The organism is Loktanella salsilacus (assembly GCF_900114485.1).
In the GTDB taxonomy this organism is placed as follows: Bacteria; Pseudomonadota; Alphaproteobacteria; order Rhodobacterales; family Rhodobacteraceae; genus Loktanella; species Loktanella salsilacus.
Map to the genome: position 1 here is coordinate 69,907 of NZ_FOTF01000003.1, position 15,805 is coordinate 85,711.

Here is a 15,805-nt window from a genome sequence, read left to right on the forward strand (position 1 = left end):
GGTCTTTTCACGGCTATCGCGTGGGCGCGATAGGACACAACGGCACAGCATTTGCCGCTTATTTTGTTGTGCACTCAATCACTGCTATAGTGTAAAACACAGCGTATGTCTGGCAAGGTCTGTTCCAAATTGGGGTGCCCGTGTCGGTCTGCCAAACGTCGCCTCACATTGAAACGCCGCGCTATGCCGGGACAAAGGATATTGACGATGACCAATCGCAGAATGCTTCTGGGGGCCGCAGGCGCGGCAATAATGTTGGCAATGGGCGCAACCAGCGCCTTTGCGCAGGATGTGACGTTGAAGCTGCATCAGTTCTTGCCAGCCCAGTCCGCTGTGCCGTCGCTGATCCTTGATGTCTGGGCTGACAAGGTCGAGGCGGACTCAGGCGGGCGCATTAAGATCGACCGCTTCCCGTCGATGCAGCTGGGCGGCACACCGCCTGAATTGGTGGATCAGGCCATCGACGGCGTTGCCGATATCGTTTGGACAGTCGTTGGCTATACCCCCGGCCGTTTCCCGAGCACCGAAGTGTTCGAACTGCCGTTCTTTGTCGCCGATCCGATGGCTGCGTCTTACGCCTATTGGAAGATGTACGAGGCGGACATGCAGGACCAGTTCGACGGGCTGCACATGCTAGGCACATGGGTCCATGGGCCGGGCCTGTTCCACACGACCGATCCGGTAAACGCGCCCAGCGATCTGCAAGGCATGAAAATCCGGGGCGGCTCTCGTATGGTGAACGATATGCTTACGGCCGTTGGTGCGACGCCTGTCGGCATGCCAGTCCCTGCGGTGTCCGAGTCCCTGTCCAAAGGCGTCATCGACGGCGCGACCCTTCCGTGGGAGGTGACGTCGTCCCTAAAGGTCGCCGAATTGGTCGGTAATCACACCGATTTCGAAGGGAACGGGCTGTATACGCTGACCTTTATCATGGCGATGAACCAAGGGGCCTATGACGGCTTGCCTGACGACCTGAAGGCGGTCATTGACGCCAATTCTGGCCTCGACTTCTCTGTCAGGGCGGCAGAGGCGAATTTGGGTGCGGATGCGCCTTCCAAACAGATCGCCGAAGATATGGGCAATAACTTTATCACCATCGACCAAGCCACCGTTGACACCGACTGGATGCCTTTGGTCGCGCCAATCTACGGCAGCTGGGTGGCCGATATGGACAGCAAAGGCTATGACGGTCAGGCGATGATCGACCGCGCCCGCGCCTTGATGGCGGAATACACCGCCGCGCAGTAATCTGCGTGGCATCGAAATAGGGGCACCCGCCCTTTGCCAATCCTGCACTGTGGCGGAGCCCTGATGTATTCTTTCTTTTTGAAGCTTTCAAAGCTGATGGCTTGGCTCGGCGGCGCGATGCTGACCGCCTTGATCGTGATGGTCTGCACCTCTGTCTTGGGCAGAGAGGTCAACGGCATCTTGCACGCCGATTGGCTGGTGTCCTTGGCACCGGGCCTGTCACGCTGGCTGCTGGATCTTGGTATCGGCCCGGTAAATGGTGACTTCGAACTCGTGGAATCCGGGATTGCCTTTAGCATCTTTGCCTTCTTGCCGCTGTGCCAGTTGACCGGCGGCCACGCGACCGTGGATGTGTTCACCAACTACCTGTCTGACCGCGTAAACCAAGGGTTACGGCTGGTGACGGATATCGTCTTTGCTGGCGTTATGGTGTTGATCGCATGGCAACTTTGGCTGGGCTTGGCGTCCAAGAAATCCTCTGGGCAAACGACATTCCTGCTCGAAATGCCAGTGTGGTGGGCCTATGCGCTGTCGCTATCAGGGGCGATCGTAGCGGCCGTCATTGCGTGTTATGTCGCCGCGATGCGGCTGCGCGAGGTAGCGTCGGGCAGGGTCATCCTGCCGATTGATTTAGGGGCCAACCATTGAGCGATCTTGCCATCGGGATCACATCCTTTCCCGCCCTGCTGCTGCTCATCTTTTTGCGCGTGCCGATCGGATTGGCGATGTTTCTGGCCGGGCTGGTCGGATTGATCCTTGTAACAGGGGACACAACAATCCCCTTTGCGCGGCTGAAATCCGAAACCTTCACCACCTTTTCCAGCTATTCTTTGTCGATCATCCCGATGTTTCTGCTGATGGGGCATTTTGCGACGTTGGGCGGTATGTCTCAGGCGCTATTTAAGGCTGCCGAAGGGTTTCTGGGCCACCGTAAAGGCGGCGTCGCGATGGCTGCGATTGGTGCCTGCGCCGGCTTTGGCGCGATCTGCGGGTCATCGCTGGCCACCGCCGCCACCATGAGCCGCGTCGCCCTGCCAGAGCTGCGCCGCTCCGGCTATGCGGGCGGGTTTGCAACCGCCACGCTGGCAGCCGGTGGCACGCTGGGCATCCTGATCCCGCCGTCTATCGTGCTGGTGATCTACGCCATCCTGACAGAGCAGAACATCGCCAAACTCTTCCTCGCGGCCTTCATCCCCGGCATCCTCGCCGCCTTAGGCTATGTCTTGGTCATCTCGCTTTATGTGCGCCTTTACCCCGGCAACGCAGGCACGCGCCCGCGCGCCGCGTGGCGCGCACGGCTACGCGGCGTTTGGGATGTCTGGCCCGTGCTGATCGTCTTTGCCCTTGTGGTCGGCGGCATCTACGCAGGCTGGTTTACCCCAACCGAAGGCGCTGCCGTTGGCGCGCTGGGCACAGGCGCGATCGCTTGGGCCAATGGCGGGCTGTCTTGGGACAGCTTGGGCGAAAGCTTTATGGTGACCGCGCGGTCCACCGCGATGATCTTTTTCATCGTGCTGGGGGCTGCGTTTTATAACGGCTTCTTGGCGTTGACGCAGGTGCCACAGGAAATCGCGCTCTGGGTCGTGGATCAGGGGCTGTCGCCACTTTTGGTTCTGGCACTGATCCTTGTTTTCTACCTTTTGCTCGGCTGCCTGATGGACAGCCTGTCGATGATCCTGCTGACCATCCCGATCTTTTGGCCGGTCATGCAGGGCCTCGATTTCGGCTTTGTCAGCCTTATTGATCTCCAAAGCGCACGCCTGTCAGATCTAGTTCAAAGCGGCGCGCAGATCGCACCCGATGTGCTGGCGCAGGCGCAGGCCGCCCTGGCGCAAGGCATAGAGCTGACGCGCGCGCAAATGAACGACATTGGCCTGCGCGGCGCGACCGAAGGTGCGCTGTCGCGTATCAATACCGAACAGGTCGCAATCTGGTTCGGTATCCTCGTCCTGATCGTGGTCGAGGTGGGGTTAATCACGCCGCCGGTAGGTATGAACCTGTTCATTATCAATACGATGGACCGCACCACGCCTATGGCAGAAACCTACCGCGCCGTGCTGTTCTTCGTTGCCTCCGATCTGGTGCGCGTTGTCCTGCTCGTGCTGTTTCCGGTCATCACGCTCGCGCTGATCCCGTGGTAAGTCGCCCAAAGGCGATCTGATCGCCTCGTTCGAATTGGGCCGCCGTGGATCACGGCTCGCTGGTGATCGGCACTGCGTGGACGATTCGCAGTAAATGCCGCGCCTTACTTTGCTATTGCGTCTGCGCGCGCAGACGCACCTCGGCAGCCTGCCTTTCAGTGTGCCGGGGCCCGTAAACGCCTGCGACAAACAATCTTTCAATCCGTATAGGGCGCGGTCGCACCGCCAGCGCAGTTTCACGACTGTTCCGCTTATGTTTTTGAAGTTTAGATGAGTTTTTTCTCTTCTTAAGGCGTGGCGTGCCAACGCGTTGCATGGTTGCGCGTGTGGATCGCGCGAAAATTCTCAAACAGGTTCAGGTCAAATTAAGGAATCTGCCGGATGGTCCAGTCAAGGATGGCACCTCGCCATAAGTTAAACGGAGCGTTCGCCCATGAAACCTTACAATCTGATCTTGGCTTTTGGATTGACCATCAGTGCGGTGCCCGCCACCGCAGCTGAAAATGACTATAAGGCCTTCGCAGACCAGCAGGCTGCGGCTTTCATGGCCAATACACTCGTCCAAGATGCGCTTGCCGCCAACAATTCAGCGCATGCCGCCTATACAGAAGCCGACATTCTGGCATTGGATAGCCAGTGGCGCGAACAGCTCAACCTTAGCAACAGTCCCCTTATCGCGCAGATTAACAGCGCCCCAGTCTCTGATTACCTAAGGCAGGTCGTGGCGGATTCTGATGGCGCAATCGTCGAGATTATTTTGATGGATAATGTCGGTCTAAACGCCGGGATTAGCGCGATCACATCTGATTTCTGGCAGGGCGACGAAGATAAGTTCTTAAAAACATATACCGTTGGTGCCGGTTCGATTCACGCCGGAGACGTGGAATTGGATGAATCATCCGGCATTTATGTGATGCAAGTCTCTATTCCCATTTTAGATCCAAGCGGCCAGCTGGTTGGTGCCGCAACTTTTAGCCTTGATGCTGAACGGCTGTAATTAAACCCACTCATCCAGTTGCACCGAAAGCAAAAGGACCGACCATGGTATCCAGCTTCATCAATAATACGTCGCTCACAGTTAAGGTGACTATTCTTGCGATATTCTCGGTCCTGGCGACCAGCGCCACGCTTAGTGTTCTATTTGGTGTAAGTAGCACCAATTTAACGCGGCAGCTTGTTCTGCAAAGTGGTGTAGGCGAAGCGGAACTGTTGGGAAATGTCCTTTACGGCCCCACGCGCTTCGATGACGCGGCAGCAGCAAGTCAACTTCTCGAATCCACTATGAACAGCTCGAATGGCGCAGCCGTTGGTGCCGTAGTTGTAAAGCTTGATGGGACTACAGTTACAGTCAATGGAACACATGCGGCTGACTTGGATGCCTTGGCTGGTGCCATGCAGACCATTCTTCAACAAGGCGCGGACGGCACGGTTACTGTGGGTAACTACATTTTGGTGCCGATCCGTAAGTCTGGCGCTGATGCTGATGGGGCTGTTGGTCTCTTGGGTCTCGATTGGCGTGCTGACACAGCAGTTGCCACACTTGTAGGCGCAGAAAAGCAGGCGCTGCTTTACTCGGTCGTTGTTGCTGCCATCGTCATCGGCCTTGTCATTCTCGGTTCTCGGTATTTGATTATCCGTCCACTCAATGTTCAGCGCGACACGATCCAGCGGATTAGCCAGGGCGAACTGCAGGCGGCGGTGCAGCAAGGGGACCGCAACGACGAAATCGGCGAGATTGCGCGGTCTACCGACGATCTACGTCAAAAACTGCTCGTCGCCGCCGCAGATCAAAAGGATGCAGCCTACAAAGGGGTTGCATTCACCGCAGCGTCCTCTGCCATGATGATGACCTGCGCCGAATACAGAATTAGATATGTCAACCCGGCGATGATCGATCTTCTCGGGAAGTTTAAAGAATTTATTCCGCAGCTTTCTGATGGTGTGACGATCGAAAAGATCACCAATATGAGCCTCGATGATTTCCACAGCAATGGCACTCAAATACGTTCAAGACTGCAAGGAATGGGTGATCAATCAATTAATGTAATGATTGCCTTCGGCGACTCGCGTGTTTCTCTGCGTCTTTCTCAAGTGCTAGACAAAGACGGCCAAGGTATTGGGATCATTATGGAATGGTCCGACATTACGGCCGAATGGTTGAACGATGCAATCTTGCAAGGTCTCGACAATCAGCAGCTACGCGCGGATTTCGATACCTACGGTCGTATCATCTCGGCAAACGTAAATATGTGCCAAGCTCTTGGTGCGACGAGAAAGGATATCGCCGACCGCGACCTCTCGACTTTTATCCTTGAAGGCGAAGCCGATGAACCGTCTGCTGAAGCCATAAAGTCGCTCGCCGCAGAGAAGGGTTTGTTTGCAGGTCGATTGGCACTCGTCGCGGTAGATGGTAAAAAAATTATCGCAGATGGAAGTTTGAGCTGTGTGCGCGATGGTGCTGGTGCACCAGTTCGCTACATCCTTCTGGTGCGGGATGTAACTGAAGCTGAAAATGAAATTTCAGAAGCGCGAGCATCGCGCAGGGCCGCTCAGAAAAACCAAACGATGGTTGTTGATGCACTGCGTATTGGCCTTCGCCAGCTAAGCGATGGTGACCTAACAGCTTCGATTAGTGCCGCATTTCCAACTGAATACGAAGACCTACGAACTGATTACAACGGTGCGGTTAATACCTTGTCCGAGGCTATAAGAGGCGTTGTTGAAAACGCGGACAATATATCAAACGAAGCCCGTGACATTTCTAGCAATACTGACAGCCTGTCACGCCGGACGGAAACAACGGCGGCTACCTTGGAACAAACAGCCGCAGCGTTGAACGAGTTGACGCTTTCGATCCGCGATACGGCGCAAGGTGCAAAGGATGCAGACAGTGCCGTACGCGAGGCTAAAAAGAATGCCGAGCAAAGCGGTCAAGTCGTTCTGGAAACCGTATCTGCCATGGACCAGATTGCCGATAGTTCTGGACGAATCACGTCAATCATCAAAGTGATCGACGATATTGCGTTTCAAACGAACCTCCTTGCGCTGAATGCTGGAGTAGAGGCGGCCAGGGCGGGGGACGCCGGCCGCGGTTTCGCGGTCGTCGCATCAGAAGTCCGAGCTCTCGCTCAGCGTTCATCTGATGCCGCAAGAGAAATTAATGGTCTGATCGACAAGAGCGGTAGTCAGGTCAAATTAGGGGTTGATTTGGTCGGTCGAACGGGAGGTGCCCTTCAGCAAATTGTTGAATCAGTATCAAGGATTTCAGGACTTATATCGACAATTGCTGAGTCTTCGCTTTTGCAGTCTTCAAATCTAAACGAGATAAATAGCTCTCTCAATCAACTGGACCAATCTACTCAACAGAACGCAGCTCGCCTCGAGGAGACAACAGCGGCTAGTGAAAGTTTGCGAAAGGACGCCGTAACGCTCGTAGAAACCGCATCCTACTTCAAATTGGCAGGCGGCGAGGTCGGAGTGAGAAGTGATAACCCAGTAGTTCCGTTTCGGGCTAGGCCAAGAACGTCGGTGCCGACTAAAGCCGCCGCGGCATTATCTCAATCTGCTGACGTAGGCGTTGCAGCCGGCTGGGAGGATTTTTAAAATCGATCTCCTCACTCCGCTCTCTGTCACTATCCAGAAGATGAATTTGAATTATTATGAACAACTCTGAAGCCTCTGAGTCACTATCAGGAGAGACAGTCCGGCATGTAATTCAAGGATCTCATGTTGTTTCAGAAGATCCTTCAACTGTGTTGACTACAATTCTAGGATCCTGCGTTTCTGCATGTATGTGGGATCCAGTGGCTGGAATTGGTGGAATGAATCATTTCTTGTTGGCTCGCGGCGCTGATGTCGGGGCGGACGGTCATCGCTATGGGTCTCATGCAATGGAATTGCTGATCAATGATATGTTGAAGCGTGGGGCGTTACGAAGGCGGCTAAAGGTTAAACTATTTGGAGGGGCCATGATTCAAAATAATTTCGCTCGCATAGGGCGTCAAAATGCTGAGTTTGCTCTTCAGTTTGTGAAAGATGAGGAGTTTGATCTTGTCTCGCATAGCCTGCTTGGCACGCAAGCACGAAAAGTCAGGTTTAACCCAACAACTGGTAGCGCACAACAAAAGTTTCTTACGGATGTCGAATCTCCACCGATTGTCGAGCCAATTCATGTCGCAGCTGACGACATTACATTCTTCTGAAGGATATTTCTATGACACGTGTAGTTCAACTTCCTGAAAAGCTAGATACATCCGCTGCATCTAAGCTCTTAATTGACATAAGTGCCAATCGAGGCGAGCCATTGGTTTTAGATGCTTCGTGTGTGCGTAAGATTGGTGCTCTCTGCGGGCATATTTTAATATCAACGATTCTGACTTGGCGTAATGATGGGCAAAATTTGAAATTAAGAGATTTTGAAGGGATCGCAAATGATCTTACTTTGCTTGGCTTGAGCGAGAAATTTGAAATTAAGGATGCACATTTATGACTCTTAGAATACTTGCGATTGATGACTCTCGAACTATTCGGGAAATGCTACGTATGGCATTATGCGCAGCCGGGTTCGACGTTCACTTAGCAAGCGATGGTCAAGAGGGTGTCGAGATTCTGGAAAAGGTAGATCCGGATGTTGTGATTACAGATATTAACATGCCAAGAATGAATGGATTCGAAGTTATTGAAGCTATTCGTTCAGGCGGAGGGCTTCGTGCGCTACCAATTTTAGTATTAACTACAGAAAGCGCACAAGATCTTAAAGATCGCGCTAGAAATGCCGGGGCGACGGGGTGGATCGTGAAGCCTTTCGATGACGCAAAGCTGATCAGTGCGATCCGCCGTATAGCTGCAATCTGAGGTTTGTATGAGTACTTTGGAAGATATTCGCCAGACGTTTTTTCAAGAATGCGAGGAATTGCTTGAATCTCTAGATGACGGATTGGAGCTGTTAAGGGATGGCTTGGATGAAGGGCAACCCGTTGACAGTGAGGCTGTGAATGCAGTTTTTCGGTCCGTTCATTCAATAAAGGGCGGCGCTGCGGCATTTGGTTTGGAGCAACTAGTTCGGTTTGCACATCGGTTTGAAACAACCCTTGATGATTTGCGCGCGCTGCGGCTTGTCTTGTCTTTCGATATTCTTGAGGTTTGCTTGAGGGCCGCGGACCAACTTGCCGAATTAGTTTCCGCAGGCCGTGAAGGTCGAACGCTGGCGGAGGATGCTGGTGCGCAGACCATTGCTAAGTTAATTTCCTTGTCTGGAGGGGGTGATGTGCCTCCTGCTGATGGCGGTGAGGTTGAGGAGGGGTTGAATACATACGCGCCGATGCCGCTTAACTTTGACCCTAGCCCTATGCTTGAGTGTGACTCAGATAACAAATCTCTATTTAAGATAAGCTTTGCGGCTCAACCCAAGCTATTTATGAACGGTCATGATCCAGTCCATCTCTTCCGTGAATTAAGTGAGCTTGGTGATCTTAGTGTTGAATCTGATTTATCGCGTGTCCCATATTTAGATAATATTCGGTATGATGACTGTTCGTTGCAGTGGGTTTTAACCTTACTTACAACTGAAGCGGAGGCTGCCTTATGGGAGGTTTTTGATTTTGTCGTCGACCTATGTACCGTAGAAATCCAAAAAATCGTTCAGGATGGCGAACCATCAATTCACATTGGTGGATGCACTGCCACGGCCATATCCGCCGAAAATGTTTCGACAGTTACAGAGGGGCCTAGTGTGCCTCTTGCGGCAGAGGTTGCTTCTTATTCAAATACGCAGAGCTCTAACGCTGAACATGTTGCTAAGGCTGCGCCGATTGCTGCAAAAGCGACGGTGCGCGTAGACTTAGACCATGTTGATCGCCTCATTAATGTCGTAGGAGAATTGGTTATTAACCAAGCAGTGCTCACTCAGTGTATAACTGCCGCAGATATTCCGATGACCGCAGCATTGTCTTCTAGCCTTGACGAATTCATGTCATTGGCACGTGAAATTCAGGAGGGCGTGATGTCAATACGAGCGCAATCCGTGAAGCCGCTATTTCAGCGTATGGCACGCATCGCCAGAGAAGCGGCAGACCTAGCTGGTAAAAATGTACGCTTTGAAACTGATGGTGAAGCGACCGAGGTTGATAAGACTGTCATGAAAGACTCGTCGACCCACTAACTCATATTATTCGCAACGCGGTCGATCATGGCTTGGAAACTGAAGAGGGTCGCACCGCTGCCGGCAAGACCGATCCAGGCACTGTAACTTTGCGAGCAGCTCATCGGTCAGGTCGGGTACTTATTGATGTTTCTGATAATGGTGCTGGTATTAACCGCGCCCGTGTTTTGAAAATTGCTAAGGACAAAGGTCTTGTTCCTGCAGACGCTGTCTTGCCGGATAGCGAAATTGACAAACTTCTTTTCTTGCCCGGTTTTTCGACTGCGGCCGAGGTGACTGACCTCTCGGGACGCGGTGTCGGAATGGATGTCGTCCGAAGCTCAATCCAAAAGCTTGGCGGCCGGATTAACATTACGTCAGAGCCAGGAGCGGGCACAGTCATGTCGATTAGCTTACCGCTAACGCTCGCGGTGCTAGACGGTATGGTTGTCGATGTCGCAGGGCAGACCATGGTCGTTCCTATCGCCACGATCGTCGAAACGATACGGCCAGAGGCAGGCGATCTTCATAGGCTCGCTGATGGTATGACGGTCGTAGCCGTAAGGGGGCGATTTATTCCTGTTGTCGATCTCGGGCACGTTTTCAAATTTCGTGAGGCGACCAAGACCTACAGTGACTTAGTGTATCTACTTGTCGAAAGTGATCATCAGCAGATGTGGGCGTTAGCCGTGGACCGTATCCATGATCAACGACAGGTCGTGATTAAGGGGCTTGAAGGCAATTATGGGCATGTCCCCGGTGTGGCGGCAGCCACCATTCTAGGCGACGGAAAAGTCGCTTTGATTATTGATCCTGAAGAAGCTGTACAGCGCACGGACGCTGACCAGCCCGTGCCCGACCACTCTCAATTGAAGGACTGTTAAGCAATGCAAGCAAATGTGAAAACATTGCCTGATGACGAACGCGAGCTTGTGACATTTCGCGTTGGAGAGCAGGATTTCTGTATCGATATTATTTATGTGCGCGAAATTCGAAGTTGGACGCCGGCAACTGTTTTACCACATGCACCAGATTACGTTCTGGGTGTGATTAATTTGCGAGGGGCAATTGTCCCAATTGTGGACTTGGCGCGCAGACTCGGTTTGCCAAAAACAATGTTAGGGGATCGGCATGTCATCGTTATTGCCGTAGTGGCAGATCAAACGGTCGGTTTCTTGGTCGATGCCGTATCAGATATTATTGGGGTGGCACCAAGTGCGATACAGCCGACCCCCGATGTGACTGCGCAGACGACCCGGATGTTTATTCGTGGCGTGATCGCTTTGGAAGACCGAATGCTCCGGCTGATTGATATCAGCGCAGTGCTGCCACCTCTGGTAGAACAGGCCGCATCATGACATCAATGTCGCAGGTTTATTCGGCTGCCGAAAGCGCACTGACATGCGACGATGCAAGTTTTCGCGCAATCGCCGATATTTTGCGGCGCGAAACAGGCATCAATTTACCCGCTGATAACAGCTCCCTCGTTGTCTCGCGGTTGATCAAGCAGTTGCGTCGTCTCAAGCTTTCGACTTTTGCCGAATATGTTCGTTGGATTGAACAATCAGCCCACCAAGATGATCGGGCGATTATGATTTCATCCCTGACAACGAATACGACGCACTTTTACCGCGAAGGATATCACTTTGACTTTTTTGTGAGGGATACACTTCCGAAATTGAAAAAAATGGCCGGGCAGGGCACGCGGATTCGGCTTTGGTCTGCAGGCTGTTCGAGTGGAGAAGAGGTCTATAGTCTTGCCGCAACTTTGCTGCATCACTGGCCAGAAGTGGCGCTCGCCGATGTGCGGATTCTTGCGACAGACATAAGCGCCGATGCTTTGAATACGGCCAAAGAAGCAAGCTATCCGCGTGAAAAACTCGAGTCCGTACCGGAAGACGTGCGAGCGTTGATGTTGCGAGACGCCGATCCAGCTGATGCCATGGTCACAATGCCAGATGCTGTGCGCGCGTTGGTGTCCGTGCGGTATCTGAACTTTATTGAGCCTTGGCCGACCAGAGGTCCATTTCAGGCAATCCTATGTCGAAACGTTGCGATCTACATGGATGACGCTGTGCAAGAACATATTTTCACGGGCCTCGTCGATCAACTGGCTCCACAAGGCGTATTGTTCATCGGCCATTCTGAGAGGTTGCCGCCAAAACTCGCCGAGAAGATGACGTTAGTCGATCGCACGACTTTTCGCCGGACCTAACACCTGATGCCCCAATAATAACGGAGGACCGATGTCCCTCAAATCAACACTTTCCATCATGGTCGTAGACGATATGTCGACCAGCCGGGGTCTGATCACCATGGCTCTCGACGAGATCGGCATCAAAAATGTAGATTTTAAAAGCGATGGGCAGTCCGCCTTGACCGCGCTTGCAGCCCGACCAGTTCATCTTGTGATTTCCGATTATAACATGCCGGGGCTTGATGGCCTGCAGCTTTTGCATGGATTGCGGACCAATCGCAGTACGCAGCGCATTGGATTTATCCTCGTCAGTGGTCGCCTGGATGACAACATTGTTGCGACGGGGCGCAAGTTGGGCATGAATAACTTTATCGCAAAGCCCTTTAATACGCAGCAGATGCGTAAATGCATTGAAGCTGTGGTTGGCCCCCTGTGACGGTATTGGCGAGCGATATCATGTTGCGTCTTTCGGTGGAGTTAGCACGCGCCTCTGATTTAGCAGTACAGATTGAAGAGACGATGGATCATGGTCAAACGCGCCGGGAACACGACTTGCGCAATGTCCAGAACCTCGATTTGCTGGCGCAGACGCTTGCCGATTTGGGGCGTTTCACGCAGGCGCTTGCGCCAATGCTGACGACCCTTGCGGTAAGCCCGGGCACGGCGACTGGGGGGATGGCACTGCGCGGGGTGGCTGACCGACTAGCTGGGGCCGCTGTCGATCTGCCTGAAGATGCCGGGGGCGACGTTTGCGTTTTCTAAGCCGCATCCACCGGCATTGCACCGTGTAGGGTTAATGCGGTCGTGCGGACCTGATCGCTAATTTGCAGAAGCTGCGCTGCCATCGGTGTGCTGCGCCGCCAGATCATCCCGATCGTCCGCGAAGGGACGGGCCGTGCAAACCGAGCGACACTGACCGGCGCGCTGTTTGCTTCGATCACAACAGCCATGTCGGGAATCAGCGTCACGCCTATCCCTGCGCCGACCATCTGCACGAGGGTCGTCAGGGCAGAGCCGTCAAGCCATTCACGTGGGCGGGCACTGCGCGTGTCACAAAATGCAAGGGCCTGATCGCGAAAGCAATGACCTTCCTCCAGAAGTAACAGCCGCATCTGTCGCAGTTGGCCCGCGTCCGGCACGGGTTTGCTGTCATCGGCCTGAGGACGGATAAGGACAAAATCCTCGGTCATTAAGGGAACCTCAGTTAACGTAGGTTCCGACACGGGAAGGGCGACAATGGCGGCATCCAGTTGACCTTCCGCGAGCTCGGCAAGCAGCCTCGGTGTCACGCTTTCGCGTACCTGCAAGTCCAGCCCAGGATAAAGTTCGGTTAGATCAGCGATCAGGCGGGGTAAAAGATAAGGGGCCACCGTCGGAATAATGCCAAGCCGCAGCCGCCTGATCATGCCACCTTTGGAAATTTGGGCCAGATCGCCAAGATCATCGACCGACTGTAAAATTGCGCGCGCCCGTTGTAAAAAGTCCTCTCCAAATACAGTTGGGCGCACCATGCGGGGGCCACGTTCAAACAAGGGCTGTCCCAGGCGTTCTTCCAAGTCTTTGACCTGCATGGACAACGCGGGCTGGCTGACGGATTGCATGTCCGCCGCGCGTCCAAAGTGGCCCTGATCTGCAACAGCGCAGGCATAGCGCAGGTGTTTAAGCGTTATATTTTTCATAAGCTGAACTTATCGTAACAATCAGTAGATACAAGTTCCTCTAATCGCTTTGGCCCGTTAAACAGGCGTCACAAAGGCAAATTAGACCACTAGAATATCGCAAGGAGTCAGAACATGGACGGAAATACCACAGGAACCGGCGGCGGCTGCCCGATGGGCCACACGCGCCCCAATGCTGCAAATAGCGCGCGGTCAAACCGTGACTGGTGGCCCAACCAGCTGAACCTTAAAATCCTCAGCCAGAACCTGCCCGGCTCCAACCCGCTTGGTCCCGATTTCGATTACGCCGCCGCTTTTGCGACGCTTGATCTGGACGCGCTCAAGGCTGATTTGCTTGCCCTGATGACCGATAGCCAGGACTGGTGGCCCGCCGACTATGGTCATTACGGTCCCTTCTTTGTGCGCATGGCGTGGCACGCCGCGGGCACCTATCGCACAGCCGACGGCCGCGGCGGTTCGTCCTCTGGCACGCAGCGCTTTGCGCCGCTGAACAGCTGGCCCGACAACGGCAACCTTGATAAGGCGCGCCGCCTGCTTTGGCCGATCAAGCAAAAATACGGCAACGCGATCAGCTGGGGCGACCTGATGATCCTCGCCGGCACGACCGCAATCGAAGACATGGGCCTGCCCGCCTTTGGTTTTGCCGGTGGCCGCGCCGACAACTGGGAACCCGAAGAGGACATCTATTGGGGTGCCGAAGATACTTGGCTGGACGACAAACGCTATTCCGGCGACCGTCTGCTGGAAAACCCGCTGGCCGCTGTTCAGATGGGCCTGATCTACGTCAACCCAGAGGGGCCGAACGGCAACCCTGATCCGCTCGCCTCTGCCCGCGACATTCGCGACACCTTTGGCCGCATGGCGATGAACGACGAAGAAACCGTCGCGCTGATCGCGGGTGGCCACACCTTCGGTAAGGCACACGGCGCGGGCGACGCGGCTCATGTCGGCGTAGAGCCCGAGGGCGCAACCATCGCAGAGCAAGGCTTTGGTTGGACCAGCACCTTTGAATCCGGCGTTGGCGTTCACGCCATCACCAGCGGGTTGGAGGGCGCATGGACCCCCAAGCCGACGACCTGGGATAACGCCTATTTCGACATGCTGTTCGGTTTCGAGTGGGAGCTGACCAAAAGCCCCGCCGGCGCGCACCAGTGGCGTCCGACGGACCGCGATGCGGACGATCTGGTCCCTGACGCCCATGATCCGAACAAGCGCCACGCACCGGTCATGTTCACATCAGATTTGGCCCTGAAAGAGGATCCGATCTACCTTGAGATCAGCAAGCGTTTCCACGAAAATCCAGACCAATTCGCAGACGCTTTTGCGCGGGCGTGGTTCAAGCTGACCCACCGCGATATGGGCCCGGTTGATCGCTACCTTGGCCCTTGGGTGCCTCAAGAAGAGCTGCTTTGGCAGGACCCGATCCCGGCACGCGACTACGATCTGATCGACGCCGCAGACGTGGACACGCTGAAGGCCGCGATCCTGAAAACCGGTCTGCCGGTCGGCCAGTTGGTCAGCACCGCTTGGGCAAGCGCCAGCACCTTCCGTGGCAGCGACAAACGGGGCGGTGCCAATGGCGCGCGCATCCAGCTGTCCCCGATGAAGGATTGGGAGGCAAACAACCCCGCCCAGTTGGACGACACCCTGCGCATCCTGCGCGATGTTGTGCGCACGTTCAACGACAGCCAAACTGGCGGCAAGCGGGTTAGCTTGGCCGATGTCATCGTGCTGGGCGGTGTGGCTGCGGTTGAAAAGGCGGCAAAGGATGCGGGCCACAATGTGACCGTGCCCTTCACGCCGGGCCGCACCGATGCGACCCAAGAGCAGACGGACGTCGAATCCGTCGACATGCTGCAGCCTGCCTCTGACGGTTTCCGCAACTACCAGCAGGCCGACTACACCGTGTCGCCAGCCGAATTGTTGATCGACAAGGCGCAGTTGCTGACCCTGACGGCGGCCGAAATGACCGCACTGATCGGCGGCATGCGGGTGCTCGGGACCAATACCGATGGCTCTAGCCATGGTGTGTTCACCGACCGTCCGGGTGTGTTGACGAACGACTTCTTCGACAACCTGCTGTCGATGGCGACCGAATGGCGCGCCGTCGACGAAGACGATCGCATGTTCGAAGGCCGTGATCGCAAGACGAAGGAACTGCGCTGGACTGCGACCCAGACGGACCTGATCTTTGGCTCAAACAGCCAGTTGCGCGGCCTTGCTGAAACCTACGCTGGCGACGCGGCAGAGCACCGCTTTGTAGATGCCTTCGTCGCGGCATGGGCCAAGGTAATGGACCTCGACCGTTTCGACGTAAAATAAACCACTACGCCGCGGCCTTGGATTGGGGCCGCGGCGATCCCAAACGTTTCGGAATAGGCGCGGGCAGGGACCTGCCCCA

16 protein-coding genes are annotated in these 15,805 nt (G+C 54.7%); 15 read left to right on the top strand and 1 reads right to left on the bottom strand.

Going from position 1 to position 15,805, the window contains the following annotated elements; translation table 11 throughout:
* Positions 1–207: 207 nt before the first annotated feature.
* From BM131_RS03160 to BM131_RS03215, 14 genes are all read left to right on the top strand, one after another.
* Complete coding sequence (locus tag BM131_RS03160; RefSeq protein WP_090185518.1) at positions 208–1,248, top strand: TRAP transporter substrate-binding protein; 1,041 nt, start codon at positions 208–210, stop codon at positions 1,246–1,248.
* Between the two features lie 63 nt (positions 1,249–1,311).
* Positions 1,312–1,896 (top strand): TRAP transporter small permease, encoded by a 585-nt coding sequence (locus BM131_RS03165; protein WP_090185520.1) that lies wholly within the window; start codon positions 1,312–1,314, stop codon positions 1,894–1,896.
* Entirely contained in the window at positions 1,893–3,389 is a 1,497-nt protein-coding gene (locus tag BM131_RS03170) for a TRAP transporter large permease (RefSeq protein WP_090185523.1), read from the top strand. The genes BM131_RS03165 and BM131_RS03170 overlap by 4 nt, the downstream gene beginning before the upstream one ends.
* 433 nt (positions 3,390–3,822) lie before the next feature.
* Positions 3,823–4,386, top strand: a complete 564-nt coding sequence (locus tag BM131_RS03175) for a PDC sensor domain-containing protein (RefSeq protein WP_090185526.1) — start codon at positions 3,823–3,825, stop codon at positions 4,384–4,386.
* Between the two features lie 44 nt (positions 4,387–4,430).
* Entirely contained in the window at positions 4,431–6,992 is a 2,562-nt protein-coding gene (locus BM131_RS03180; RefSeq protein WP_090185529.1) for a methyl-accepting chemotaxis protein, read from the top strand.
* 56 nt (positions 6,993–7,048) lie between these two features.
* The gene (locus BM131_RS03185) at positions 7,049–7,591 is read left to right on the top strand and encodes a hypothetical protein (RefSeq protein ID WP_090185531.1); all 543 of its coding nucleotides are present in this window, start codon (positions 7,049–7,051) and stop codon (positions 7,589–7,591) included.
* A gap of 11 nt (positions 7,592–7,602) precedes the next feature.
* Positions 7,603–7,878: an STAS domain-containing protein gene (locus tag BM131_RS19915; protein ID WP_139222579.1), complete on the top strand. Its 276-nt coding sequence runs from the start codon at positions 7,603–7,605 to the stop codon at positions 7,876–7,878.
* Positions 7,875–8,243, top strand: a complete 369-nt coding sequence (locus BM131_RS03190) for a response regulator (RefSeq protein ID WP_090185533.1) — start codon at positions 7,875–7,877, stop codon at positions 8,241–8,243. The genes BM131_RS19915 and BM131_RS03190 overlap by 4 nt, the downstream gene beginning before the upstream one ends.
* Before the next feature lie 7 nt (positions 8,244–8,250).
* Complete coding sequence (locus tag BM131_RS20480) at positions 8,251–9,549, top strand: Hpt domain-containing protein (RefSeq protein ID WP_245754121.1); 1,299 nt, start codon at positions 8,251–8,253, stop codon at positions 9,547–9,549.
* Positions 9,550–9,581: 32 nt separating this feature from the next.
* Positions 9,582–10,412 (top strand): chemotaxis protein CheA, encoded by an 831-nt coding sequence (locus BM131_RS20485; RefSeq protein ID WP_245754122.1) that lies wholly within the window; start codon positions 9,582–9,584, stop codon positions 10,410–10,412.
* 3 nt (positions 10,413–10,415) lie between these two features.
* A complete protein-coding gene (locus BM131_RS03200; RefSeq protein WP_090185535.1) occupies positions 10,416–10,886 on the top strand; it encodes a chemotaxis protein CheW in 471 nt (156 codons plus the stop codon).
* Complete coding sequence (locus BM131_RS03205; RefSeq protein ID WP_090185538.1) at positions 10,883–11,743, top strand: CheR family methyltransferase; 861 nt, start codon at positions 10,883–10,885, stop codon at positions 11,741–11,743. The genes BM131_RS03200 and BM131_RS03205 overlap by 4 nt, the downstream gene beginning before the upstream one ends.
* Positions 11,744–11,774: 31 nt before the next feature.
* The gene (locus tag BM131_RS03210) at positions 11,775–12,161 is read left to right on the top strand and encodes a response regulator (RefSeq protein WP_090185541.1); all 387 of its coding nucleotides are present in this window, start codon (positions 11,775–11,777) and stop codon (positions 12,159–12,161) included.
* Between the two features lie 20 nt (positions 12,162–12,181).
* Positions 12,182–12,487 carry a hypothetical protein gene (locus tag BM131_RS03215; protein WP_139222580.1) on the top strand — a complete coding sequence of 102 codons (306 nt, stop codon included), beginning with the start codon at positions 12,182–12,184 and terminating at the stop codon, positions 12,485–12,487.
* Here BM131_RS03215 and BM131_RS03220 read toward each other — a convergent pair.
* Positions 12,484–13,404 (bottom strand): hydrogen peroxide-inducible genes activator, encoded by a 921-nt coding sequence (locus BM131_RS03220; protein WP_090185545.1) that lies wholly within the window; start codon positions 13,402–13,404, stop codon positions 12,484–12,486. The genes BM131_RS03215 and BM131_RS03220 overlap by 4 nt on opposite strands.
* 114 nt (positions 13,405–13,518) lie before the next feature.
* Here BM131_RS03220 and katG point away from each other — a divergent pair, with 114 nt between their 5' ends.
* Complete coding sequence (gene katG, locus BM131_RS03225) at positions 13,519–15,726, top strand: catalase/peroxidase HPI (protein ID WP_090185547.1); 2,208 nt, start codon at positions 13,519–13,521, stop codon at positions 15,724–15,726.
* Positions 15,727–15,805 lie beyond the last annotated feature (79 nt).